The 22512-nt window shown below is 65.2% G+C and carries 24 protein-coding genes; 10 read left to right on the top strand and 14 right to left on the bottom strand.

Annotated features, from left to right (window positions below; all coding sequences use genetic code 11):
- Positions 1-29: 29 nt before the first annotated feature.
- The 4 genes from AC0Z35_RS09445 to AC0Z35_RS09430 are packed head-to-tail and all read right to left on the bottom strand — an operon-like array spanning position 30 to position 3944.
- Complete coding sequence (locus AC0Z35_RS09445) at positions 30-1175, bottom strand: ABC transporter permease (RefSeq protein ID WP_104143866.1); 1146 nt, start codon at positions 1173-1175, stop codon at positions 30-32.
- Positions 1172-2167: an ABC transporter ATP-binding protein gene (locus AC0Z35_RS09440; protein ID WP_240434097.1), complete on the bottom strand. Its 996-nt coding sequence runs from the start codon at positions 2165-2167 to the stop codon at positions 1172-1174. Before AC0Z35_RS09440 ends, AC0Z35_RS09445 begins: the two co-directional genes overlap by 4 nt.
- Positions 2164-3144: an HlyD family secretion protein gene (locus AC0Z35_RS09435; protein WP_485131829.1), complete on the bottom strand. Its 981-nt coding sequence runs from the start codon at positions 3142-3144 to the stop codon at positions 2164-2166. The genes AC0Z35_RS09440 and AC0Z35_RS09435 overlap by 4 nt, the downstream gene beginning before the upstream one ends.
- 2 nt (positions 3145-3146) lie before the next feature.
- Complete coding sequence (locus tag AC0Z35_RS09430; protein WP_485131828.1) at positions 3147-3944, bottom strand: TetR/AcrR family transcriptional regulator; 798 nt, start codon at positions 3942-3944, stop codon at positions 3147-3149.
- Between the two features lie 166 nt (positions 3945-4110).
- Here AC0Z35_RS09430 and AC0Z35_RS09425 point away from each other — a divergent pair, with 166 nt between their 5' ends.
- From AC0Z35_RS09425 to AC0Z35_RS09415, 3 genes are all read left to right on the top strand, one after another.
- A complete protein-coding gene (locus AC0Z35_RS09425; protein WP_046805031.1) occupies positions 4111-5148 on the top strand; it encodes an NADP-dependent oxidoreductase in 1038 nt (345 codons plus the stop codon).
- 24 nt (positions 5149-5172) lie between these two features.
- Positions 5173-5853, top strand: coding sequence for a type 1 glutamine amidotransferase domain-containing protein (locus AC0Z35_RS09420; protein WP_046805030.1), 681 nt, complete (start codon positions 5173-5175; stop codon positions 5851-5853).
- A 165-nt stretch (positions 5854-6018) separates the two neighbouring features.
- The gene (locus AC0Z35_RS09415) at positions 6019-6615 is read left to right on the top strand and encodes an HD-GYP domain-containing protein (RefSeq protein ID WP_120155361.1); all 597 of its coding nucleotides are present in this window, start codon (positions 6019-6021) and stop codon (positions 6613-6615) included.
- 75 nt (positions 6616-6690) lie between these two features.
- On the opposite strand, the gene AC0Z35_RS09410 is transcribed toward AC0Z35_RS09415, so the two are convergent.
- Positions 6691-8286, bottom strand: a complete 1596-nt coding sequence (locus AC0Z35_RS09410; RefSeq protein WP_120155363.1) for a glycerol-3-phosphate dehydrogenase/oxidase — start codon at positions 8284-8286, stop codon at positions 6691-6693.
- A 91-nt stretch (positions 8287-8377) separates the two neighbouring features.
- Positions 8378-9241, bottom strand: coding sequence for a DeoR/GlpR family DNA-binding transcription regulator (locus AC0Z35_RS09405; protein WP_485131827.1), 864 nt, complete (start codon positions 9239-9241; stop codon positions 8378-8380).
- A 212-nt stretch (positions 9242-9453) separates the two neighbouring features.
- On the opposite strand from AC0Z35_RS09405, the gene AC0Z35_RS09400 reads away from it, so the two are divergent.
- The 6 genes from AC0Z35_RS09400 to AC0Z35_RS09375 all read left to right on the top strand — a co-directional run bounded on the left by AC0Z35_RS09400 (position 9454) and on the right by AC0Z35_RS09375 (position 15492).
- The gene (locus tag AC0Z35_RS09400) at positions 9454-10539 is read left to right on the top strand and encodes an ABC transporter ATP-binding protein (RefSeq protein WP_485131826.1); all 1086 of its coding nucleotides are present in this window, start codon (positions 9454-9456) and stop codon (positions 10537-10539) included.
- Positions 10539-11627: an ABC transporter ATP-binding protein gene (locus AC0Z35_RS09395; protein ID WP_219992410.1), complete on the top strand. Its 1089-nt coding sequence runs from the start codon at positions 10539-10541 to the stop codon at positions 11625-11627. The genes AC0Z35_RS09400 and AC0Z35_RS09395 overlap by 1 nt, the downstream gene beginning before the upstream one ends.
- Entirely contained in the window at positions 11624-12514 is an 891-nt protein-coding gene (locus tag AC0Z35_RS09390; RefSeq protein WP_314355602.1) for an ABC transporter permease subunit, read from the top strand. The genes AC0Z35_RS09395 and AC0Z35_RS09390 overlap by 4 nt, the downstream gene beginning before the upstream one ends.
- A complete protein-coding gene (locus AC0Z35_RS09385; protein WP_046805024.1) occupies positions 12507-13319 on the top strand; it encodes a carbohydrate ABC transporter permease in 813 nt (270 codons plus the stop codon). Before AC0Z35_RS09390 ends, AC0Z35_RS09385 begins: the two co-directional genes overlap by 8 nt.
- Positions 13320-13331: 12 nt before the next feature.
- The gene (locus AC0Z35_RS09380; RefSeq protein WP_046805023.1) at positions 13332-13640 is read left to right on the top strand and encodes a DUF2160 domain-containing protein; all 309 of its coding nucleotides are present in this window, start codon (positions 13332-13334) and stop codon (positions 13638-13640) included.
- Positions 13641-13761: 121 nt separating this feature from the next.
- Positions 13762-15492, top strand: coding sequence for an ABC transporter substrate-binding protein (locus tag AC0Z35_RS09375; protein ID WP_046805022.1), 1731 nt, complete (start codon positions 13762-13764; stop codon positions 15490-15492).
- Between the two features lie 42 nt (positions 15493-15534).
- Here the strand turns inward: AC0Z35_RS09375 and AC0Z35_RS09370 are convergent, their stop codons facing one another.
- Both AC0Z35_RS09370 and AC0Z35_RS09365 read right to left on the bottom strand, forming a co-directional pair.
- Positions 15535-16197, bottom strand: a complete 663-nt coding sequence (locus AC0Z35_RS09370) for an arylsulfatase (RefSeq protein ID WP_485131825.1) — start codon at positions 16195-16197, stop codon at positions 15535-15537.
- 181 nt (positions 16198-16378) lie between these two features.
- Positions 16379-17275: an NAD(P)/FAD-dependent oxidoreductase gene (locus AC0Z35_RS09365; protein ID WP_485131824.1), complete on the bottom strand. Its 897-nt coding sequence runs from the start codon at positions 17273-17275 to the stop codon at positions 16379-16381.
- A 246-nt stretch (positions 17276-17521) separates the two neighbouring features.
- On the opposite strand from AC0Z35_RS09365, the gene AC0Z35_RS09360 reads away from it, so the two are divergent.
- A complete protein-coding gene (locus tag AC0Z35_RS09360) occupies positions 17522-18649 on the top strand; it encodes an acyl-CoA dehydrogenase family protein (RefSeq protein WP_485131823.1) in 1128 nt (375 codons plus the stop codon).
- 121 nt (positions 18650-18770) lie between these two features.
- Here the strand turns inward: AC0Z35_RS09360 and AC0Z35_RS09355 are convergent, their stop codons facing one another.
- The 6 genes from AC0Z35_RS09355 to AC0Z35_RS09330 all read right to left on the bottom strand — a co-directional run bounded on the left by AC0Z35_RS09355 (position 18771) and on the right by AC0Z35_RS09330 (position 22500).
- Positions 18771-19775: a tetratricopeptide repeat protein gene (locus AC0Z35_RS09355; protein ID WP_485131822.1), complete on the bottom strand. Its 1005-nt coding sequence runs from the start codon at positions 19773-19775 to the stop codon at positions 18771-18773.
- Positions 19776-19800: 25 nt separating this feature from the next.
- Positions 19801-20178 carry a DUF2784 domain-containing protein gene (locus AC0Z35_RS09350; RefSeq protein WP_046805018.1) on the bottom strand — a complete coding sequence of 126 codons (378 nt, stop codon included), beginning with the start codon at positions 20176-20178 and terminating at the stop codon, positions 19801-19803.
- Positions 20179-20215: 37 nt separating this feature from the next.
- Entirely contained in the window at positions 20216-20791 is a 576-nt protein-coding gene (locus AC0Z35_RS09345; RefSeq protein ID WP_046805017.1) for a restriction endonuclease, read from the bottom strand.
- A 39-nt stretch (positions 20792-20830) separates the two neighbouring features.
- Positions 20831-21076, bottom strand: a complete 246-nt coding sequence (locus AC0Z35_RS09340) for an RNA-binding S4 domain-containing protein (protein ID WP_485131821.1) — start codon at positions 21074-21076, stop codon at positions 20831-20833.
- Positions 21077-21105: 29 nt separating this feature from the next.
- Positions 21106-21864 (bottom strand): DUF502 domain-containing protein, encoded by a 759-nt coding sequence (locus tag AC0Z35_RS09335; protein WP_485131820.1) that lies wholly within the window; start codon positions 21862-21864, stop codon positions 21106-21108.
- Between the two features lie 168 nt (positions 21865-22032).
- Positions 22033-22500, bottom strand: coding sequence for a winged helix-turn-helix transcriptional regulator (locus AC0Z35_RS09330; protein ID WP_046805042.1), 468 nt, complete (start codon positions 22498-22500; stop codon positions 22033-22035).
- Positions 22501-22512: the final 12 nt, after the last annotated feature.

Here is a 22512-nt window from a genome sequence, read left to right as displayed (position 1 = left end):
AAGGGACGGGGAAAACGTGGCATGGCGCGTCAATCCAGAGTGCGGCGGTAGAACTTCACGGCGGCGGTCATCACGACCGCGGTGAACAGCATCAGCGGCCAGATGCTGGGCCACAGATCCCACCAGCCGTTGCCCTTGAGCAGGATGCCGCGGATCAGCCGGTTGAAGTGCGTCAGCGGCAGCAGGTTGCCCAGGTACTGCGCCCACATGGGCATGCCCTGAAACGGGAACATGAATCCGGACAGCAGCATGTTGGGCAGAAAATAAAACATGGTCAGCTGCATGGCCTGCAACTGGTTCTGCGCCAGCGACGACAGCGTGATGCCCACCGTCAGGTTGGCCGCCACGAACAGCAGCGCCGCAAGATACACCGACAGCAGGCTGCCCAGGATCGGCACATGGAAAACGAAGTGCGCGGCCAGCAGGATGATCGTGGCCTGGATCAGCCCGATGGCGATGTACGGCACGATCTTGCCGGTCATGACCTCAAGCGGGCGCACCGGCATCGACAGCAGGTTTTCCATGGTGCCGCGCTCGCGTTCGCGCGTCATGGCCAGGCCCGTCATCATCACCAACGTCATCGTCAGGATCACACCCATCAGCCCGGGCACGGTGTTGTATTGCGAGATCTGCTCTTCGTTGTAAAGCCGGTGCACGCGCACGTCGAAAGGGGGTTGCCCGCCCGCCAGCTTGGCCAGCGGGCCGGTCAGGTCCTTTTGCGCCACGGCTTGCGTCAGCTGCGTGGCCGCGCCAATCGCCATGCCGGTGGCCATGGGGTCGGTGGCGTCGGCTTCGATCAGCAGCGCCGGCCGTTCGCCGCGCAGCAGGCTGCGTGAAAAATCCGGCGGTATGGTCACCACGAACAGCACGCGGCCCTGCGCCAGCGCGGCGCGGCCAGCTTCTTCGTCGCGCAGTTCTTCGGTGATGTGGAAGTAGTCCGACGATTTCATCGCCGCGATGAAGCTGCGCGTGAACGGGCTGTGGTCGGCCGTGATGACGGCCGTGGGCATCTGCTTGGGGTCGGTGTTGATGGCGTAGCCGAACAGCGCCAACTGCATGATGGGCAGGCCCACGATCATGCCGAAGGTGATGCGGTCGCGGCGCAGCTGCAAGAATTCCTTCAGCACCATGCTCCACCAGCGCGCCCACGAAAAGCCTTGCAGATGGCGCATCATGCGGGGCTCGCGAAGTTGTCAGTGGACCGGTTCATCAAAAAGATGAACACGTCTTCCAGGCTGGTGTCGATGCGTTCCAGACGCAGGCCCTGGCCGCGTATCGCGTCCCGCAAGGTGCGTTCCAGCAACTCGGCGTTCTGGCCGCTGACGTGCAGCGCCGACCCGAACGCCACCGTCTGGTCCACGCCCGGCGCGCTGCGCAGGCGTTGGCCCAGCGGCACCAGGTTGTGGCCATGGATGGCCCAGGTGGACAGCCGCTGCTCGGCAATCACCTGCTCGGCGGTGCCTTGCGTCAGCAGCTTGCCGTACGAGATATAGGCCAGCTTGTGGCAGCGTTCGGCCTCGTCCATGTAGTGCGTGCTGACCAGCACCGAGATGCCGCGCGCCGCCAATTCGTGCAGCTGTTCCCAGAAGTCGCGCCGCGCGGTGGGGTCCACGCCCGCCGTCGGTTCGTCCAGCAACAGCAGGCGCGGTTCGTGCAGCAGGCAGGCGGCCAGCGCCATCCGCTGCTTCCAGCCGCCCGACAACGATCCGGTCAGCTGGTTGGCGCGGCTGTGCAGGCCCAGGTCTTCCAGCGCGCGGTCCACGGTCTGGCGGCGTTGCGGCATGTCGTACATGCGCGCCACAAAATCCAGGTTTTCGCGGATCGTCAGATCGTCCCAGTACGAGAACTTCTGCGTCATGTAGCCGACATGGCGCTTGATCTGCGCGCTGTCTTTCACAATGTCGTAGCCCAGGCAGGTGCCGCTGCCGGAATCCGGCGTCAGCAGGCCGCACATCAAGCGGATGCAGGTGGTCTTGCCGCTGCCATTGGGGCCCAGGAAGCCGAAGATCTCGCCTTCCTGCACGCGCAGCGATACGTCGTTGACGACGTGCTTGTTGCCAAAGCGTTTGTTCAAGCCTCGCACGTCGATCACGGCCTTGCCGGAATCGGGCGCGGCCGGCTGAAGGTCGGCGGGGTGATCAGCGGGGTGGTTGGGGGGCGCGGTCATTGCAGCGTGGCCTCGACCGGCTGGCCGGGATGCAGCCGCGCCGCCGCGTCGGGCGTCGGGCGCGCTTCCACCATGTACACCAGCTTGCTGCGGTTTTCGCGGCTGTAGATGACGGGCGGCGTGTATTCGGCCTGGTCCGACACGTAGTCGATATGCACGGGTATCGGATCGCCGCAACCGTCGCAGCGCAGGCTGGCTTGTTGGCCCGCTTTTAACGAGCCGACCACGGTTTCGGGTACGAAGAAGCGCACCTTGATGTTGCCGGGCGGCAGCAGGCTGACCACGGGGCTGCCCGCCGGCACCCATTCGCCCACGCGGTACATCGTGTCGAACACGCGGCCGGCCGCCGGCGCGGCCAGTTGTTTTTGAGCAAGCGTCCAGTCGGCCTGGGCCAACGTGGCGCGGGCCGCTTCAACCGTGGCCGCCTGGGCCACGCGCTGATCCTCGCGCCCCGGCAGGTTGGCCACTTCCAGCTGCGCGCGCAATTCGCGCACGCGGGCGGCGTCCGACTGCGCTTGTTCGCGGCTGTCATCCAATTGCGCACGGGCGATGCCGCCGACGCGAAACTGGGCGTTATCGCGTTGCAGTTGTGCGGCGGATCGCCGGCTGGCGGCCTCGGCCTGCGCCAGCTGCGCGCGGCTGACATCGATTTCCGCCGGGCGCTTGCCCGTACCGATGTCTTCCAGTTGCGCGATGGCGGCGGCAAGCTGCGCGCTGGCCTGGTCGCGGGCGGCGCGTTCGCGCGTGGCCTCCAGCACGAACAGCGGCGCGTTGGCGTCCACCTGTTGCCCGCGCTTGACGGTCAGCGCGTCCAGGCGGCCCGCTTCGGACGACGCCACATAAACGTAGTCGCCTTCCACATAGCCTTGGTAGAACGGCGTGGCGTCCTGGCCGCAGCCGGCCAGCAGCGCGAGCGCCAGCGTCGGCAGGGCGAAAGCGATACGAAAAAGGGCAGGGCGGGGGCGCAGGGTGGGCATGGTCAGGTCGCGTCGGCGGGTTGGGCGGGCGGCGAGAACAGACCGCCGGTCAGCATGGCGATGGCGTGGTCCGCGATCGCGTCGGTATCAATGGCCTGCATGGGCGGGTTGCCCTGCCACAGGCGGCGCCACAGGTTCGACGTGGCAAGAGGCAACAGCGTCAGGCCCAGGATGGACAAAAACACCAGGCGCGGCTCGACACCCGGCGTGATGGCGCCGCGTTGCTGCGCCTGACCGATCACGGCGGCGAAAGCGGCCAGGCGTTCGGTGGGGACATGAGGCAGTACGCGTTCTCGCAGTTGACCGCCTTCGTTGACCACTTCATGGATCCACAGCGCGGGCAGCCAGGGCCGGTCGGTGGCGCTTTGCACGATGCGCTTCACGATTTCCACCAGGTAGCCGCGCGCGGCAGCGGCCGGGTCGGCGCTTGCGGCAGGCGCCGGCTTCGTAGACTTGCCGTCGTCGCCACTATCGGCGCCGCCGCCTTTGGCATCCGACGCCAGCGGGACGGGCGACCACACAAAACCGATCACCGGCACGACGCGCTCAAGCACCACGGCGTCGATCAATTGGTCGCGGCTTTTGAAGTAGTAATGCAGCATGGCCGGCGTGACGGCCGCGCGCTGGGCGATGTGCGCGATGGTGGTGGCGGCCACGCCCTGGGCCGCGAACAGGCCCGTGGCGATGTCCAGCAATTGTTCGCGCATGGCGGCGGCATCGGGTCGCGCCGGGCGGCCGGGGCGGCGCGCGCGCGGCGCGTCAACGGGGGAGGGGGCAGACGTGGACAGCGATTTGTTCATGTCGCGCAGTTTAATTAATCTTTTAATTAATTAAAAGGGGGGGCGAGCATCAGGGTTACGAAGCAGGTCGGCCGACATCGATGGTGTAATGGCTCGGTTCCCCATCTTGCTGCCCCGGGCATTGCCTGCAAGACCTTGGGCGGCTTCCCCAGGAGGCTGGACTTCAATGACGCAATCCTCGTCAATCAACCGCCGCATCGTGCTTGCCGCGCGCCCGCACGGCGAACCCACCGACAACGATTTCCGCCTGGAAACAGGCGACGTGCCGCAACCCGGCCCCGGCCAGGTCTTGCTGCGCACGGTCTACTTGTCGCTTGACCCCTATATGCGCGGCCGCATGAGCGACGCGCCTTCCTACGCCGAACCCGTCCAGATCGGCCAGCCCATGGTGGGCGGCACGGTCTGCCGCGTGCAGGCGTCCAACCACCCCGAATTCAAGGCCGGCGAATGGGTGCTGGCGCAGTCCGGTTGGCAGGACTACGCGGTGTCCGACGGCACGGGCCTGCTGCGCCTGGGCGCCAAGCCGCAGCATCCGTCGTATTCGTTGGGGGTGCTCGGCATGCCCGGCTTCACCGGCTACATGGGCCTTCTGGACATTGGCCAACCCAAGGCGGGCGAAACCGTGGTGGTGGCCGCGGCCAGCGGCGCGGTGGGCGCGGTGGTGGGGCAGATCGCCAAAATCCACGGCTGCAAGGTCGTGGGCATTGCCGGCGGCGCGGACAAATGCCGCTACGTGGTGGACGAACTCGGCTTTGACGACTGCCTGGACCACAAGGCACCCGACCTGGCCGGCCGACTGGCGCGTGCCGTGCCGCAAGGCATCGACGTCTATTTCGAAAACGTGGGCGGCGCGGTGTTCGATGCCGTGCTGCCGCTGTTGAACCCACGCGCGCGCGTGCCGGTCTGCGGCTTGATCTCGGCCTACAACGCCACCAGCCTGCCCGACGGCCCCGACCGCCTGGCGCTGTTGATGCGCACCATCCTGACCAAGCGCCTGAAGGTGCAGGGCTTCATCATCTTCAACGAATACGCGCATCGCTATGGCGAATTCCGCGAGGCCATGGAAGGCCTGATCGCGCAAGGCCGCATCAAGTACCGCGAAGACGTGGTCGACGGGCTGGAGAACGCGCCGCGCGGCCTGATCGGCCTGCTCAAGGGCGAAAACGCGGGCAAGCGCATCGTGCGCGTCGGCCCGGACGAATAAGCGCGCAATCAAACGGAGCGCAACATGAAAATTCTGATCGTGCTGACATCCCACGACACGCTGGGCAACACCGGCCGCAAGACGGGCTTCTGGCTGGAAGAGTTTGCCGCGCCTTATTACGCGTTTTTGGACGCGGGCGCGGAAGTGACGCTGGCCTCGCCCAAGGGCGGCCAGCCGCCGCTGGACCCCAAGAGCGACGACCCCGACGCCCAGACCGACGCCACGCGCCGCTTCCGCCAGGACGCCGAAGCCCAGCGCGTGCTGGCCAACACGCAGCGGCTGGCCGACATGCAGGCCGCGGATTACGACGCAGTGTTCTATCCCGGCGGCCACGGCCCGCTGTGGGATCTGGCGGAAGACACCAAGTCCGTTGCCTTGATCGAAACCATGCTGGCGGCGGGCAAGCCGGTATCGGCGGTGTGCCATGCGCCCGGCGTGCTGCGCCATGCCAAGACGGCCGACGGCAAGCCGCTGGTGCAGGGGCGTCAGGTCACGGGCTTTACCAATAGCGAGGAAGCGGCGGTGCAATTGACCGACGTGGTGCCGTTTTTGGTCGAAGACGAGCTCACGCGTCTGGGCGGCGTGTACAGCCGTGGCCCGGACTGGCAGCCGTACGTGATTTGCGATGGCTTGCTGGTCACGGGGCAGAATCCGGCGTCGTCGGTGGCGGTCGCCGAGGCCCTGCTGGAGCGGCTCAAGCGCTGAAATCGTCCGGTAAGCGGCGCGGGCCGGGGCCGCTCCTGGCCAAAGCTTTGATCTGCGCCGCTTGCACGCCCATCGGCTGCTTGGTCAGGGGCGGGGCACATTGTGTCAGAATTGCGACTTTCCGATACAAATGCGGCGTCCCAACCCGGTGCCGCGCCTTCCTTGATGCCCCCAGACGTACCCCTAGATTCAGGTTCCTGCGAGGCCGCATTGTTCGCGGCCATGCAGGCGCGAGACCCGGCCACCGGCCGGCACTGCGACCGCGTGGTTGCCCTAAGCGTGGCGTTGGCCCAGGCGTGTGGTTTGACGCAAGACGAGCAGCGGGCGGTGGCGGTTGCCGCGCGCCTGCACGACGTGGGCAAGATCGGCACCCCCGACCGCGTGCTGTACGCCCCGCACCGATTGGAAAAAGACGATTGGGACATCATGAAAGCGCACGCCACGGTGGGCGCCGACATCCTCATGCACAGCGATATCCCGCAGCGCGAGCTCATCGCGCAGGCCGTACGCCACCATCACGAACATTTTGATGGGTCCGGGTATCCCGCGGGGCTGGCGCACCACGCGATTCCGATGTTGTCGCGCATCATTTCGCTGGCGGATTCCTACGATGCGCTGGGGGATACACGCCCTTATCATCCGGCGCGCTCGCACGCTGAAATCATGGCCATCCTGCATCGCGAGGCCGGCGCAAAATGCGACCCCGACCTGCTGCGTGTATTCGAAACCATGATTCAGCACAGCCGGCTGAAAGTGCCGTAAAGCTGCGTCAAGGCGGCGCAAAGTTGGCGCAAGGGCGGGCGGGGCGTGGTTTTGCGCCCCGGCCGGCCACCCGTTCTACAGGCGATACGTCGCGGCAACGACCGCCAGTTCCTGCAACGTGCGTTGTTGCCAGGCCGCGTCGTGGCCCAGTTCTTCGGCCAGGATGCGGGCCACTTCGGGGGCGGCCAGCATCGCGGCTTCCGCGTCCAGGAACAGCGCGCGGTTGCGACGCGCCAGCACGTCTTCGGCGCTGCGCGCCAATTCAAAACGCGCCGCAAAGCGCACATGCGCCTCGGACAGCCCGCTGGCCTTGACCAGCATGCGCTCGGCACCCGGCAGGGCCTTCAACGTGGCCAGATCGCTGCCGTAATAGCTGTCCGGCGTGCCCGCGTGTTCCTGCGACGGCGCCAGCCCGGACGCGCCATGCAACGGCAAGGACTCGGTGCGGCACGACGCCTGCGTCAGCAACTGATGCTGGATCGCGGTGTCCACCACGTCCTGCGCCATGCGGCGGTAGGTGGTCCACTTGCCGCCCGTCACCGTCACCAAGCCGGCGTTGGACACCAGGATGGTGTGCTCGCGCGACAGCTGCTTGGTGGCGGCCTCGCCGGTGGCCTTGACCAGCGGACGCAAGCCCGCCCACACGCTGGTGACGTCATCGCGTGTGGGTTTGCGGCTGAGGTAGCGCGCCGCCGTGTTCAGGATGAAGTCCACGTCCTGCGCACCGGCTTGCGGGTCCAGCGGCAGGTCGCCACGCGGCGTGTCGGTGGTGCCCACGATGGTGTGGCCGTTCCATGGCACCACGAACAGCACGCGGCCGTCGTCGGTCTTGGGGATCAGGATGGCGCGATTGCCCGGCAGGAATTCGCGCGGCAACGTCAGGTGCACGCCCTGGCTGGGCGCCACCATCGTGGCCGCGTTCTTGTCTTCCATGCGGCGCACCGCATCCACCCACACGCCGGTGGCGTTGATCACGCAGCGCGCGCGCAGCGAAAAGCTGGCGCCGCCGATCACGTCCTGCGCGGTCACGCCGTCGACCTTGCCGTGGGAGGTGGTCAGGCCGGTGGCGCGCACGTAGTTGACCGCCGTGCCGCCCAGGTCGAACAGCGTGCGCATCAGGCTCATCGCCAGGCGCGCGTCATCGAACTGGCCGTCGTAATACAGCACGCCGCCCTTCAGCCCGCGCCCGTTGACCTTTTCAGCCAGCGTCGGCGCGTTCGCCAGGGTGTCACGGCGCGACAACCAGCGGCTGGGCGCCAGGTTCAGCTTGCCCGCCAGCATGTCGTACATCTTCAGGCCGATGCCGTAGAAGGGCTGGTCGAACAGGTTGTAGGCGGGCACCACAAAGCCCAGCGGCCACACCAGATGCGGCGCGTTGCGGTTCAAAAGGCCGCGTTCGTGCAGCGCTTCTCGCACCAGGCTGACGTTGCCCTGCGCCAGGTAGCGCACGCCGCCGTGCACCAGCTTGGTTGCCTTGCTGGACGTGCCCTTGGCAAAGTCCGCGCCTTCGATCAGCAACGTGCGGTAACCGCGCGATGCCGCGTCCACGGCGGTGCCCAGGCCCGTGGCGCCGCCGCCGATGACGATGACGTCCCAGGACGGCGTGTTGTCCAAGGTGGACAGCAGGCGGTTGCGATCGGGCGGAGTGACGTTGGCTAAGGGTTGGTTCATAAGTTGTCGCGGCCGGGCCGCCAGGTAAAAGCAGGGTGGTTTCGTGCGAAGCGCGGGTGGCGGGGGATGAGCCCGGGTCCCGCGCGTTTTTTCAAGCGTTGGGTGCCGAGGTGTTCGTGGAGTCTTGCGCGCCGGCCGCGATGGAGGTGCTGGAAGTGTCGGGCGCGCCGGCCGCGTTGGCTGCATGAGGTGCCGCCGCCACTTCGCAGCGCACGCCCGAATCCAGCAGTACCTGGGCCAGCGGTTCTTGCGGATGCGCGTCGGTAAAGAAGCGGTCGATCTGCGAAATGTGCGCCAGTTCTACCATCGCCTGGCGCTTGAACTTGCTGCTGTCGGCCGCCAGCCACACTTCCCGCGATTGCTCGATGATGGTCCGGGCGACGCGCACCTCGCGGAAGTCGTAATCGCGCAGCGTGCCGTCGGCTTCGATGCCCGAAATGCCGATCAGGCCGATATCGACCTTGAACTGGCGGATGAAGTCCATGGTGGCTTCGCCCACGATGCCACGGTCGCGCGACCGCACCACGCCGCCGGCCACGATGACTTCGCAGTCGGGGTTGTCCGACAGGATGTCCGCCACGTGCAGGTTGTTGGTAATGACGCGCAGGCCGCGATGGCGCAGCAGGGCGCGCGCGATGGCCTCGGTGGTGGTGCCGATATTCAGGATCAGCGAACAGCCGTCCGGCACGGCGCGCGCCACCGCTTCGGCAATACGCTGCTTGCCGGCGGCGTGCAGCCCCTGGCGCTTGCGGTAGGCAATGTTCTCGATGGTCGACGCTTCGATGCGCACGCCGCCATGAAAGCGCGACAGCATGCCGGCTTCGGAAAGGATGTTCACGTCTCGCCGCACGGTTTGCAGCGTGACGTCAAAACGTTTGGCAAGCTCTTCGATCGTGGCCGAGCCTTGGGCTCGCACCATTTCGACCAAGGCGCTTTGTCGTGGATTCAGTGTCATGTTCGCATGATAAAACAACAAAAGCGAAAAATAATGCCGCAGTGCAAGATTGTTTTTTGTTCGCTTCTTGAGTAAAACGCACAAAAAACGAAAGCCGTCTGAAAGAGTATGCTCATTGCGTGGCGCGTTCGCGCGCTGCGGTTGGAACGCTGTACCGATTACCGAAGTCCGTTGAAAAAAACAGGGACGTATAAGTAGGTAGAGGAGACACCATGCAGCTGACCTTGGACAGGATTGCCTTGCGGGCCGGCTCGCAAACGCACCTGACTCCTATGAGCCTGGCGCCCGTGCCAGGCGCCATGACGGTGCTGCTGGGGGCGACCCTGGCGGGAAAGACGTCGCTGATGCGCATCATGGCCGGGCTGGACCGGCCCACCGAAGGCCGCGTGCTGGTCGATGGCGCCGACGTTACCGGCGTTCCGGTGCGCCAGCGCAACGTGGCGATGGTCTACCAGCAGTTCATCAATTACCCGTCGATGTCGGTCTACGACAACATTGCCTCGCCCTTGACGCTGCGCGGCGAAAAGGACATCGGCGAAAAAGTCCGCGCCATGGCGGCGCGGCTGCATATCGACCATCTGCTGGCCCGCTATCCGTCGGAATTGTCCGGCGGCCAGCAGCAACGCGTGGCATTGGCCCGGGCGCTGGTCAAGGATGCGCCGCTGATCCTGCTGGACGAGCCCCTGGTCAACCTGGACTACAAGCTGCGCGAGGAATTGCGCGACGAGCTTTCGGAATTGTTCGCCGAAGGGCGCTCCACGGTCGTCTACGCCACCACCGAACCGGGCGAAGCCCTGTTGCTGGGCGGCCACACGGCGGTGCTGGACGCTGGCGAACTGCTGCAATACGGCCCCACCGCGCAGGTATTCCACCGCCCCAACTCCATCCGCGTGGCCCGCGCCTTCAGCGACCCGCCCATGAATCTGTTTGCCGCGCGGCGCACCGACGCCGGTTTCCTGCTGCAAGGGCAGTTGGCCGTGGACCGCGCGCTGCCCGGCAACGCGGGGGCCGATATCACGGCGGGCCTGCGCGCGGGGGCGCTGGACGTGGAGCCGCGCCCCGGCCACATCAGCCTGCCCGGCGTGGTGAAGCTGGCCGAAATTTCCGGCTCGGACACTTTTGTACACGCCAGCACGGCAGCGGGCGACGTGGTGGCGCAACTGCCCGGTGTGCACCGCTACACGCTGGACGAACGCGTGCAGCTGTATTTTGACCCGGCCCAAACCTACGCCTTTGATGCCGGCGGCGCCTTGCTGGCCGCGCCGCGCCAACCCGCCGGCGCGGGGGAGGCGGCCTGATGGCGCAGATCGAGCTGGACCTTTCCCATTCCTATGTGGCCGACCCCAAGGCCGATGAGGACTACGCGCTGCTGCCGCTGACCTTCACCTTTCGCGATGGCGGAGCCTATGCCTTGCTGGGGCCGTCGGGCTGCGGCAAGACCACGCTGCTGAACTGCGTGTCGGGCTTGCTGCGGCCGTCGCATGGGCGCATTTTGTTCGACGGCCAGGACGTCACCGCCAAGAGCCCGCAGGCGCGCAACATCGCGCAGGTGTTCCAGTTTCCCGTGGTCTACGACACGATGACGGTGGCGGACAACCTGGCGTTTCCGTTGCGCAATCGGGGCGTGCCACCCGAGCGCATCCGCGAACGCGTGGGCCGCATCGCCGAAATGCTTGAGATGTCGCATGTGCTGGACCGCCGCGCCAGCGGTCTCACGGCCGATGCCAAGCAGAAGATTTCGCTGGGTCGCGGGCTGGTGCGCAGCGACGTGTCGGCCATTCTGTTCGACGAACCCTTGACGGTGATCGACCCGCAGCTGAAGTGGGAACTGCGGCGCAAGCTCAAGGAAATCCATCACGAATTCAAGCTGACACTGATCTACGTGACGCACGATCAGACCGAGGCGCTGACCTTTGCCGACCAGGTAATGGTGATGGCGCGCGGCCGCGCCGTGCAGGTCGGCAGCGCCGACGACCTGTTCCAACGGCCGGCGCATACCTTTGTCGGGCACTTCATCGGCTCGCCGGGCATGAACTTTCTGCCGGCGCAATGGCGCGATGACGCGCTGTGGGTCGGCAACACGCGCGTGCCCGGCGCCGCGCCGAACCTTGCGACAAAGCTGGCGGGCACGGGCGCCATCAAGCTGGGCGTGCGACCCGAATACCTGCGGGTGGAGCAAGCCAACGCGCCGGGCGCGCTGGCCATGCGCGTCGACCGTGTGCAGGACGTGGGCACCTACACCTTGCTGGTGGCCGATTTTGAAGGCACGCCCGTGCGCGCCCGGCTGGGCAGCAATATCGTGCCGGCGGCCGCTGGCGGCACCGTCTGGCTGTCGGTGCTGAACCCGCACACCTGTTTTTATCGCGACGAGGTGCTGATCCCATGAAGCCTATCGATCACCGGGCCTGGTTCCTGGTCCTGCCCGTGGTGCTGTGCGTGGCGTTCTCGGCCATCCTGCCGTTGATGACCATCGTCAACTATTCGGTGCAGGACATCATCTCGCCCGAACGCCGCGTGTTCGTCGGCACGGAATGGTTTGCCGCCGTGCTGCAAGACGAAGAGCTGCACGGCGCCTTGTTTCGCCAGATCGGGTTTTCGCTGGCGGTGCTGGCCATTGAAATCCCGTTGGGCATCTTGCTGGCGCTGTCCATGCCGGCCGGCGGCTGGCGCGCGTCGGCCGTGCTGGTCATCATTGCGCTGTCGCTGCTGATTCCGTGGAACGTAGTGGGCACCATCTGGCAGGTGTTCGGCCGCACCGACATCGGGCTGCTGGGCGCGACGCTGTCGTGGCTGGGGGTGGACTACAACTACACCGGCAACGACGTGGACGCCTGGGTGACGGTGCTGGTGATGGACGTGTGGCACTGGACGCCGCTGGTGGCGCTGCTGTGCTATGCGGGCCTGCGCGCCATTCCCGATGCCTACTACCAGGCCGCGCGCATCGACGGCGCGTCACGGCTGGCGGTGTTCCGCTACATCCAGCTGCCCAAGATGCGCGGCGTGCTGATGATTGCCGTGCTGCTGCGCTTCATGGACAGTTTCATGATCTACACCGAACCTTTCGTGCTGACGGGCGGCGGCCCCGGCAACGCCACGACGTTCCTGTCGCAATACCTGACGCAAAAGGCCGTGGGCCAGTTCGACCTGGGCCCCGCCGCGGCGTTTTCGATCATCTACTTTTTAATCATCCTGCTGCTGTGCTTCATTCTCTACAACTGGATGCAGCGCGCGGGCACGGCCGGCAGCGCCGACGAGGAGACGACCCATGCGTGACTCGTCCACCTGGTGGCGTTCCGCCTTCCTGCTGCTTTACCTCGCGTTCGCCATCCTGCCGCTGTATTGGATGCTGAACATGTCGTTCAAGACCAATACCGAAATCGTCAGCACGCTGACGCTGTGGCCGCGCGACTTCACGTTCGAGCATTACCGCACCATCTTCACGGACCCGGCCTGGTATTCGGGCTACATCAATTCGTTGATCTACGTCGTCATCAACACGGTGATTTCGCTGGCCGTCGCGCTGCCTGCGGCCTATGCGTTTTCGCGCTATCGCTTCATCGGCGACAAGCACGTGTTCTTCTGGCTGCTGACCAACCGCATGACGCCGCCCGCCGTGTTCCTGCTGCCGTTCTTCCAGCTGTACAGCTCGTTCGGGCTGATGGACACGCACCTGGCCGTGGCGCTGGCGCACCTGGTGTTCAACGTGCCACTGGCGGTGTGGATCCTGGAAGGCTTCATGTCCGGCGTACCGCGTGAAATCGACGAAACCGCCTATGTGGACGGCTATTCCTTCCCGCGCTTTTTCCTGACGATCTTCCTGCCGCTGATCAAGTCCGGCGTGGGCGTGGCGGCGTTTTTCTGCTTCATGTTCAGCTGGGTGGAATTGCTGTTGGCGCGCACGCTGACCTCGGTCAACGCCAAGCCCATCGTGGCCACCATGACGCGCACCGTGTCCGCCTCGGGCATGGACTGGGGCGTGCTGGCGGCAGCGGGTGTGCTGACCATCGTGCCGGGGGGCATCGTCATCTGGTTCGTGCGCCACTACATCGCGAAGGGTTTCGCGATGGGCCGCGTGTAGAAGGGGGCCGCCATGTTCAGCTGGATGGTTTGGACCACCCCCGTCGCCGTGTTCTTTTCCTGCATCGTGCTGATGCTGGTGGGCATGACGGTGTGGGAATTGAAATCGCCCACGGTCGAGCGCAAGGGCTTTCTGCCGCTGCGCACCACGCGTGGCGACAGGCTGTTTATCGGCCTGATGGCCGCGGCCTGGCTGAACCTGGCGTTCCTGGGGTTTGGCCAAAAGGCGGTGGAATGGTTTTCGCTGGATGAGCCGCCATCGGTGTGGATCAGCTTTGTGGCGTCCATGCTGTTGCTGGCATTCATCATGAGAAAAGGCTGAAGGGGCGCACCGACCCCTGCCGAATCGGGATGGAAGGTTTTGAAGGACTACGGGCCCGCATCTTCCCCGGCCAGAGGTCCGCAGCAGAACATAAGGGGAAGGGTATTCGAGGAGACAGGTCATGAAATTGCGCATGCACGCCATGGCGGCCGCTATCGCCCTGATCGGAACATCAGGGGCTTGGGCCGGCGAGCCGGAAGCGAAGAAGTGGGTGGATTCCGAGTTCCAGCCTTCCACGCTGTCCAAAGACCAGCAGATGGCCGAAATGAAGTGGTTCATGGACGCGGCGGCCAAGCTTCGTGCCAAGGGCGTCAACGAGATCAGCGTGGTGTCGGAAACCATCACCACGCACGAGTACGAATCCAAGACGCTGGCGAAGGCGTTCAGTGAAATCACCGGCATCAAGGTCAACCACGATCTCATCCAGGAGGGCGACGTTGTCGAAAAATTGCAGACGTCGATGCAGTCGGGCAAGTCCATCTACGACGGCTGGATTTCCGATTCGGACTTGATCGGCACGCACTACCGCTACGGCGCCATCCTGCCGCTGTCGGACTACATGGCCGGCGCGGGCAAGGAATGGACCAACCCCGACCTGGACATCAAGGACTTCATCGGCACCAAGTTCACCACCGCGCCCGACGGCAAGCTGTACCAGTTGCCTGACCAGCAGTTTGCCAACGTCTATTGGTTTCGCGCGGACTGGTTTGCCCGGCAGGACTTGAAGGACAAGTTCAAGGCCAAGTACGGCTATGACCTGGGCGTGCCCACCAATTGGTCCGCCTACGAAGACATTGCCGATTTCTTCTCGAACGACGTTAAGGAAATCGACGGCAAGAAGGTCTATGGGCACATGGACTACGGCAAGAAAGACCCGTCGCTGGGATGGCGCTTTACCGATGCATGGCTATCGATGGCGGGCGCGGCCGACAAGGGCCTGCCCAACGGCATGCCGGTGGACGAATGGGGCATCCGCGTGGCCGACGACAAGTGCACGCCGGTAGGCGCGTCGGTCTCGCGGGGCGGCGCCACCAACAGCCCGGCCGCCGTTTACGCGCTGACCAAGTACATCGACTGGATGAAAAAGTACGCGCCGCAACAGGCCATGGGCATGACGTTTTCGGAATCCGGTCCGGTACCCGCCCAGGGCCAGATCGCCCAGCAGATCTTCTGGTACACGGCCTTTACCGCCGACATGACCAAGAAGGGCCTGCCGGTCGTTAACGAGGACGGCACGCCGAAATGGCGCATGGCGCCGTCGCCCTATGGCCCGTACTGGAAGGACGGCATGCAGAACGGCTATCAGGACGTGGGCTCGTGGACGTTCTTCAAGTCCACCAACCCCGACAAGATGGCCGCCGCCTGGCTGTACGCGCAGTTCGTCACGTCGAAATCGGTGTCCTTGAAAAAGTCCATCACGGGCCTGACCTTCATTCGCGACAGCGATATCCATAGCGAGTTCTTCACCAAGAACGCGCCCAACTACGGCGGGCTGATCGAGTTCTATCGCAGCCCGGCACGCGTGGCATGGACGCCCACCGGCAACAACGTGCCCGACTACCCGAAGCTGGCGCAGCTGTGGTGGAAGAACGTGGCCACGGCGGTCACCGGCGAAAAAACGCCGCAGGCCGCCATGGACAACCTGGCCAACGAGATGGATCAGGTGATGGCGCGCCTGGAGCGGGCAGGCATGGCGCAATGCGCGCCCAAGCTGAACGCCAAGAGCGACCCGTCCAAGTGGCTGTCGGACCAGCACGCGCCGTGGAAAAAGCTGGCCAACGAAAAGCCCAAGGGCGAGACCATTCCGTATGAAAAGCTGCTGGCGGCCTGGAAGGAGGGCAAGGTCCGGTAAGGGGGCAGGGCGGCAAGCATCGCCCACGGACGGCCGTAGCGCTTATCCGTGGGCGATGTTGCTTGAGCGGGTGGGCAGTTGCAACGCGGCCTGCAAACCCGCCCGTGCCGCGTCCAGGGGCAGGCGTTGTCCCTGCACCATCGCCGCGGCGTCGGCCATCCAAGGATGTGCAAACGCCACCACGTCGGCGCCTTGCTCATAGGCCTGTTGCGCCGCGCTTGCGCAGGCTTGCAGGCAGGCCGGCATATCGCCGCCCTGGAACAGCGCCCAGGCCTGCGGTACCACGTGCACGGCCACCGTTGCCCCGCTGGCCTTGGCATGGCGCTCGAACAGCATCCGGTTGGCGTCCACGGCGGAAGGGGCCGCGCAAAGCACGACGATATATCCGCCATCGCGGGTGGCCGCCATGGCCAGCGCCACGTCGGCGCGGATCACCGGCAGTGGAAAGTCGGGCATCTGGTCAATCACCGGCCCCAGCGTGGCGCACGTGACGAGGACGGCGTCCGCATCGGTGGCCAGGTTCTGTACGGCGTCGCGGATGGCATCGCGCAACGCGCCATCCGTTGCCAACCCTTGGTCGATGGCTTGCCGCAGATCTGGGCGCACATCGTGGCGCAACTGCGCGGCATTCACACCCGCCTGGGCTGCCGCATGCTCAAATACGGCCCGGTTGCCGTCAATGGTGTGCAAGAACGAAATACGCATTCGAAGCCATCCTGATATTCATGGTGAGCGCGCATTGTTCTGCCATTGCGCCGCCGCAACAAGGCAAGTCCGAATACCGGTACTGCGTGTACCCGGTTTTTCCTTCCCGTTCGTTTGACCGCGCCCCTGCATCCCGTACTGCGCAGCGCCGCTTGCGGCGTGCAGGGCGGCTAATGCCCGCTTATTCCATCACCAGCGAGCGATGCGCGCACACGCCCGCCATCACCCCCGACGCACTGGCCAGCGTGGCGTTGCTCATGGGGATGGCGGCGTCGCCTGCGGCGAAGACGCCGGGCACCGAGGTCTGGCGCAGGTCGTCCACGCCAATGATCGGCCCCAACGGGCCATCGTTAAAGGCGCAGCCCAGTTGCATGGCCAGCGGGCTGGCCATGTGCGTTTTGCTGGCGACGAACAGCGCGTGGATGGCCAGGCGTCGGCCGTCGGCCAGCTTCACGGCGTCCAGGCCGGGTGATGTGCCCATCAATTCAACGATGGGGCTGCGTTCGATGCGCACGCCGCGCTTGGCCATCAAGGCGGCCTGTTCCGCGTCCGGTTCAAACTGGCCTTGCGTGAAGTACGTGGTGGGGCCCCAGTCGGGCAGCAGCACGGCCTGATGCGCGGACATGGGGTGCGCCGCCATTACGCCCAGCGGCCGATCGGCCGTTTCATAGCCGTGGCAATAGGGGCAATGCAGGACCGTCTGCCCCCAGCGTTCCTGCAAGCCGGGCACGCCGGGCAATTCGTCGCGCAGGCCGGTGGCCAGGATCAGGCGTTTGGCCCGCAACGGCTGGCCGTCGGCCATCAGGACTTCAAAGCGACCCGATTCGCCGCCGGCATTGAGCGCGTCGCCGTCCACGAATGTCACGCTGGGATATTGCGCCAGCTGTTCGCGCGCTTGTTGCACGATGTCGTGCGGGGCCTTGCCGTCCTGGCCCAGAAAGCCGTGCGAATGCGCGGCGAAGCGGTTACGGGGCTGGCCGCCGTCGATCAGCACAATGCGTCTTCTGGCGCGCGCCAATTGCATGGCGGCGGACAGGCCGGCAAAGCTGCCGCCCACGATGATGACGTCGTAATCCATCAGCGGATTCCTTATTGGTGGTTATCAAGATACTTAATAAGTTGCATGATAAAGCGGCAATCGGATTTCACGCAATCTGAAATGTTCTTTGATGCCGAATCGATGCACCAGGGCTGGCTCGCCCGCGCCCACGGACGGTGTATTCTCGATTCCGAGCCGCGCCCCATCCCCCGCGCGGCGCGTAAAACTAAGGCACCCGGCGCCCATCCGGCGCCCGCGTGCCACCGCCACCCCAGGAGACAAAACATGTTGTTGAACGAAGAGCAGCTCAGTATTCAGGATATGGCGCGCCGCTTTGCGCAGGAACGGCTGGCGCCCCATGCCGAACACTGGGACCGCGATCACCACTATCCCGCCGACGCCATCCAGGAAATGGCGCAGCTGGGATTCTTCGGCATGCTTGTGCCGGAAGAGTGGGACGGCAACGCCAGCGGCTATGTGTCCTACGCGGTGGCGCTGGAGGAAATCGCGGCGGGCAGCGGCGCGTGTTCCACCATCATGAGCGTGCACAATTCGGTGGCGTGCATGCCCATTCTTAAATTCGGCACCGACGCGCAGAAAGACCAGTTCCTGCGCCCCTTGGCAAGCGGCGAGCACATCGGCGGGTTTGCGCTGACCGAGCCGCAAGCCGGTTCAGACGCCAGCAGCCTGCGCACGCGCGCGCGCCGCGATGGCGACGACTACATCCTGAACGGCGCCAAGCAATTTATTACGTCCGGCAAAAGCGGGCAGACGGTCATCGTTTTCGCCGTTACCGATCCAGACGCGGGCAAGCGCGGCATATCCGCGTTCATCGTGCCGACCGACACACCGGGATACCAGGTGCTGCGCGTGGAAGACAAGCTGGGCCAGCACGCGTCGGACACCTGCCACATCGCCTTTGAAGACATGCGCATTCCGGCCACCTACCGCTTGGGCGCGGAAGGCGAGGGCTACAAGATCGCGCTAGCCAATCTGGAAGGCGGCCGCATCGGCATCGCGTCGCAATCGGTAGGCATGGCGCGCGCCGCGTTCGAATGCGCGCGCGACTACGCACGCGAGCGCCAGGCTTTCGGCAAACCTATCTTCGAACATCAGGCGGTGTCGTTCCGCTTGGCGGACATGGCAACGCAGCTGCACGCGGCGCGCCAGATGGTGTTGCACGCGGCGGCGCTGCGCGAAGCGGGCAGGCCGGCGCTGATGGAAGCGTCGATGGCGAAATTGTTCGCATCCGAGATGGCCGAAAAAGTGTGTTCGGCCGCCATTCAAACGCTGGGTGGATACGGCTATCTGAAGGACTTTCCAGTCGAACGCATCTATCGAGACGTACGCGTTTGCCAGATCTACGAAGGCACCAGCGATATCCAGCGCCTGGTGATTGCGCGCGGGCTGTAGGGTAAGCGGGGCGCGCGGGGATGTTGCCGCTGCCGGTCGCGTCCGGCGAAAGCCCCCAAGACACCGACTAGACACCGTCAGGACACCGTCACCACACCGTCACGACACCGTCACCACCCTGTCAGGGGGCGCTGCCGCTGGCGCCGCGCTGTGCTTGCAGCCGGGCCAGTTCCGCATCCCAATATGCCAGGTGTTCCTTCCATTCCGGCTGCCCCAACGCGTGCAGCGCATCCAGAATGTGGCGGGCGGGGTCGGGCTGACCCAGCAGCAAGTAGGCCTTGATCAAGTTATTGCCGACCTGCGGGCCGTGCGCCGCGGCACGATAGTGCGGGGCGGCCAGTTGCACGATATCGGGAATGCGCCCCGCATTGCCCAGGTCGCCCGTCATCTGCATGAGCAGGTCGCCGGGCACCGGCTCGCCCGCTTGCACCAACGCTTCCCGATACAGGGCCAGCGCGCCTGCATAGTTGTGCGCGCCCAATTCGCCGCGTGCCAGCCACAAGCGCGCGCGCCAGCTGCCGGGCAGGGCCGCAACCCGCTGCATGGCGCCCACGCCGGCCGCGTCCCCGCCGACGTCGCGATGAATGGCTTCGTACCAGCCCAGGCCGTTGTCCTGGTTCGGGTCCCGTTGCAGCGCGCGCCACAAGGTGTCCAGTGTCTTGTCGTCGTCGCCGCGTTCGGCGTGCACCTTCGCCAGGTTCGTCAGCACGATGCCGGTGACACCGTGCCGCGCGCAGAAGTCCGCCAACACGCGCTCGCTGTCGTCCAGGCGGCCTTGCTTCAGGTAGACGATGGCTTGCAACACCACGGCGCGCTCGGTGTTCTGGTCCAGTTGCACCAGCCGATCTGCGGGGCCGACCATGTCATCGATGAAGTCGTCGTTCAAGGATTGGATGATCAACGCCGCCAACGCGTCGGCATCGTTCCAGCGCTGTTCGATGGCGCCCGGCAATACCTTGTCGCGCCATTCATCGCGCGTGATCAGCACTTCACGTCCGTCGGCGTCAAAGGCACGGATCAGGCTGGAAGGGTCGGCGGGGGCGTTGTCGGATTGGGGCGTCGGGTTCATGTCGATAGGCTCGGTCATGCGGTTCGTGCGGGTTCGTTCGGGTTCGTGCGGGCTCATACACGCTCATCGCCGCGCATAGGCTTTATGCGCGCGCGGTGGCGCGGCGGCGTCGGCGCGCCCAGAGGGTGTAGATGACGATGTTGCCGATGATCAGCACGGCTGCCAGCATCATCTGCGTGTCGCGCGTGATGCCTTCGGGGTAGATGACGCCAAGCAGGTAGTGTTCGATGAAGCCGCCCGCATAGCCTTCCTGCCCGGCTTGCTGGCGCAGCGACACCTCCAGCGGCGTCAGCGGGCAGATCAGCCCCATGCCGACCACCACCGCGCCCCAGGCCAGGGCGGGCAGGTGCCAGTAGGCCATGCGCGGCCGCCACAAGGCCAGCAGGCCGCCAAACACCACGAAGGCGACAAAAAGCCCGTGCGCGACAAGGACCAGGTCGGCCAGGATGCGGTAGATCATTGCAAGGTCCGGATGGGAATGAAAGGCCTGGGCGGGCTCAGGTTTTCAAGTCGCGCAGCAACTTGGTCAGTTCGGGCGCCGTCATCAGCGACACGCCTTGCGCCTTGGCGTAGGCCCAGGCGTTGTCCGACACGTCGCCCAGTGCAATGTAGATGGCTTCGCGCGCCCCGCGCTTTTCACGCGCAGCTTGCAGTTCGCGCAGGGGTTCAACGCCCACGCGGGCGGCCTTCCAGCGCTTGGCGCTGACGATGGCCACGTGGCCGTCCTTGCTTAACGCAAAGTCCGCACCCGGCGTTTGCAGGCGTTGGACCTCGCAGCCGTCGCGCTTGAATCCGGCTTCGACGGTGTTGGCAAAGTCGGCCCAGGTCATGGCGGCCGCGGCTTCGGCCACGGCTTGCACGCGCGTGCCCGACGGCGCGCGCAGTTGCTTGTAGGCAGCCATGATCGCAATCACCGCGAACGGCACCGCCGCGAAGACGCCCATCGCGGCATATTCCAGCGGCAAGGCGGCAAAGCCACCCGCGCTTAACACCACCGCCACCCCCGCGCTCATCCACCACGGCGAACGCAGCAGGACGGCAAAGATGGAGTTCTGGGACATCTTGAATTTCATGAGGGCTCGCGGTGTGGCGGGTTGGGAAAAGGGTGCGGCTCAGGCGTCGGGGGCGGGCGCTTGCGGGGCGCGCACCACGATGCGGATGTCGCCGATGGTGACGATCTGGCCGCCACGGATTTTCGCGGTCTTGCGGGTTTCAACCACGCCGCCCACGCTGACGTGGCCGTCGGCCACCATCATCTTGCCCGCGCCGCCGCTGTCGCAAACGCCGGTGGCTTTCAAGAGCTGGTTGATTTCAATATAGGGGCTGCCGTCGGCAAGCGTGAATTCGATCAAGGGCATGGATTGCGCGTATCAGGAAGTAGGGCGATTCAGCGAGGGCCGCCAGCGGGCGGGGCGTCGGCGGCCGGCATACCGGCTTCGGGCGTACCGGCTTCGGGCGTACCGGCGGCGGGCGTACGGGCGGCCGGCGTACCGGCTCCCGGCGTTTCAGCTGCGTCCGGCGCGACGGTGGGCTCGACGACTGTAGGCGCAGCGGGGCGGGGGTGTTCGGCGCGCGCCATCCAGGCGATCAGCGACGAACGCATGGCTTCTTCCACCGACATATCAATGGGCTGCACCCAATCTTGCGGCACAAACACCGTGTAGCCCCCGATCATGTAGCCCATCGGCAGATAAACGGCCACGCGGTCGCCCTGCGTGAATCCTTCGGGCAGGCCTTCCATGCTGCGGCGGGTCACCAGGCCCACCAGTTCCAGTTGTTGCCCCGGCAAGCGCAGAATCACCACCTGTTGCGCCGTGTTCTTGGAGCTGGGCGAAAAATAATCGGCAAAGCTCTTTAGCGACGAATAAATGCTTTTGACCACCGGCAGGTTGGTGAAGGGCATTTCCACCACGGTCAAGAAGCGCTGCACACGTTGCTTGGACACCAGATAGCCGATCGCCAGAATCCCCAGGATGCCCAGGGCCAGGCCCATGCCCGGCACGTAGAAGCCGCCAATGAACGGGCGCAGGAACGTCAGCGCCACGGCTTCCGTCCACGCCAGGAAGATGTACAGCAGGTAGATGGTCAGGGCCAGCGGCAGGACGGTGATCAGGCCACGGAAAAAGTATTTGTAGAGACGAGTCATAGGCAGGGACTAAAGAATTGGGGTCGGACAGGGCCAGCGGCGCAAGTCGGAGGGCCGCCAGCATAGCAGCCGCCAACGCGCGCGCCCGTAACAAACCGCATGCCAGGCAGGGCCGTGCCGGCCGGCGCCACGCGGGTATGCGCCACGCCGGTCAGCCGCGCCGAACGGCTAGCGATCCACGGGCAGATACAAGGTTTCCTTGATTTCTTCCATGACGACATAGCTGCGCGATTCCGCCGACGCCGGCAGGCGTTTAAGGATCTCGCCCAGCAGTCGACGGTATTCATTCATCTCGGTCAGCCGGGCTTTCACCAGGTAGTCGAAATCGCCGGACACCAGATGGCATTCCATCACTTCCGGCACGTACAGCAGTTCTTTCTTGACCTTGTCGAACACGTCGCCCGACTTGGCGGACAGCTTGATTTCCAGGAAGACCAGCAGGTTCTTGCCCAGCGCCGCCGGATTGACGCGCGCATGGTAACCCGTGATCACGCCTTCGCGCTCCATCCGTTTTACCCGGTCTGAACAAGGCGTGGCCGACAGGCTGACTCGCTCGGCCAGATCCGTGACGGAAATGCGGCCTTCGCGTTGCAGGATTTCCAGGATTTTCAGGTCAATTCTATCTAGCTCGCGCATTTCACTTTTGGC

Source organism: Achromobacter sp. 1L-A-4-B-C2 (assembly GCF_057291955.1).
Note: the sequence above shows the minus strand (reverse complement) of the source record. Positions and strands in the feature narration are given on the sequence as shown.

Excerpts from the sequence above, each read along its gene's own strand:
- AC0Z35_RS09360 (WP_485131823.1), top strand. The coding sequence starts at position 17,522 with ATGTTGTTGAACGAAGAGCAGCTCAGTATTCAGGATATGGCGCGCCGC.
- AC0Z35_RS09390 (WP_314355602.1), top strand. The coding sequence starts at position 11,624 with ATGAAGCCTATCGATCACCGGGCCTGGTTCCTGGTCCTGCCCGTGGTG.
- AC0Z35_RS09440 (WP_240434097.1), bottom strand. The coding sequence starts at position 2,167 with ATGACCGCGCCCCCCAACCACCCCGCTGATCACCCCGCCGACCTTCAG.
- AC0Z35_RS09330 (WP_046805042.1), bottom strand. The coding sequence starts at position 22,500 with ATGCGCGAGCTAGATAGAATTGACCTGAAAATCCTGGAAATCCTGCAA.
- AC0Z35_RS09370 (WP_485131825.1), bottom strand. The coding sequence starts at position 16,197 with ATGCGTATTTCGTTCTTGCACACCATTGACGGCAACCGGGCCGTATTT.
- AC0Z35_RS09395 (WP_219992410.1), top strand. The coding sequence starts at position 10,539 with ATGGCGCAGATCGAGCTGGACCTTTCCCATTCCTATGTGGCCGACCCC.
- AC0Z35_RS09400 (WP_485131826.1), top strand. The coding sequence starts at position 9,454 with ATGCAGCTGACCTTGGACAGGATTGCCTTGCGGGCCGGCTCGCAAACG.
- AC0Z35_RS09345 (WP_046805017.1), bottom strand. The coding sequence starts at position 20,791 with ATGAAATTCAAGATGTCCCAGAACTCCATCTTTGCCGTCCTGCTGCGT.
- AC0Z35_RS09340 (WP_485131821.1), bottom strand. The coding sequence starts at position 21,076 with ATGCCCTTGATCGAATTCACGCTTGCCGACGGCAGCCCCTATATTGAA.
- AC0Z35_RS09380 (WP_046805023.1), top strand. The coding sequence starts at position 13,332 with ATGTTCAGCTGGATGGTTTGGACCACCCCCGTCGCCGTGTTCTTTTCC.
- AC0Z35_RS09375 (WP_046805022.1), top strand. The coding sequence starts at position 13,762 with ATGAAATTGCGCATGCACGCCATGGCGGCCGCTATCGCCCTGATCGGA.
- AC0Z35_RS09385 (WP_046805024.1), top strand. The coding sequence starts at position 12,507 with ATGCGTGACTCGTCCACCTGGTGGCGTTCCGCCTTCCTGCTGCTTTAC.
- AC0Z35_RS09430 (WP_485131828.1), bottom strand. The coding sequence starts at position 3,944 with ATGAACAAATCGCTGTCCACGTCTGCCCCCTCCCCCGTTGACGCGCCG.
- AC0Z35_RS09335 (WP_485131820.1), bottom strand. The coding sequence starts at position 21,864 with ATGACTCGTCTCTACAAATACTTTTTCCGTGGCCTGATCACCGTCCTG.
- AC0Z35_RS09405 (WP_485131827.1), bottom strand. The coding sequence starts at position 9,241 with ATGACACTGAATCCACGACAAAGCGCCTTGGTCGAAATGGTGCGAGCC.
- AC0Z35_RS09425 (WP_046805031.1), top strand. The coding sequence starts at position 4,111 with ATGACGCAATCCTCGTCAATCAACCGCCGCATCGTGCTTGCCGCGCGC.
- AC0Z35_RS09350 (WP_046805018.1), bottom strand. The coding sequence starts at position 20,178 with ATGATCTACCGCATCCTGGCCGACCTGGTCCTTGTCGCGCACGGGCTT.
- AC0Z35_RS09355 (WP_485131822.1), bottom strand. The coding sequence starts at position 19,775 with ATGAGCCCGCACGAACCCGAACGAACCCGCACGAACCGCATGACCGAG.
- AC0Z35_RS09365 (WP_485131824.1), bottom strand. The coding sequence starts at position 17,275 with ATGGATTACGACGTCATCATCGTGGGCGGCAGCTTTGCCGGCCTGTCC.
- AC0Z35_RS09445 (WP_104143866.1), bottom strand. The coding sequence starts at position 1,175 with ATGATGCGCCATCTGCAAGGCTTTTCGTGGGCGCGCTGGTGGAGCATG.
- AC0Z35_RS09420 (WP_046805030.1), top strand. The coding sequence starts at position 5,173 with ATGAAAATTCTGATCGTGCTGACATCCCACGACACGCTGGGCAACACC.
- AC0Z35_RS09435 (WP_485131829.1), bottom strand. The coding sequence starts at position 3,144 with ATGCCCACCCTGCGCCCCCGCCCTGCCCTTTTTCGTATCGCTTTCGCC.
- AC0Z35_RS09415 (WP_120155361.1), top strand. The coding sequence starts at position 6,019 with ATGCCCCCAGACGTACCCCTAGATTCAGGTTCCTGCGAGGCCGCATTG.
- AC0Z35_RS09410 (WP_120155363.1), bottom strand. The coding sequence starts at position 8,286 with ATGAACCAACCCTTAGCCAACGTCACTCCGCCCGATCGCAACCGCCTG.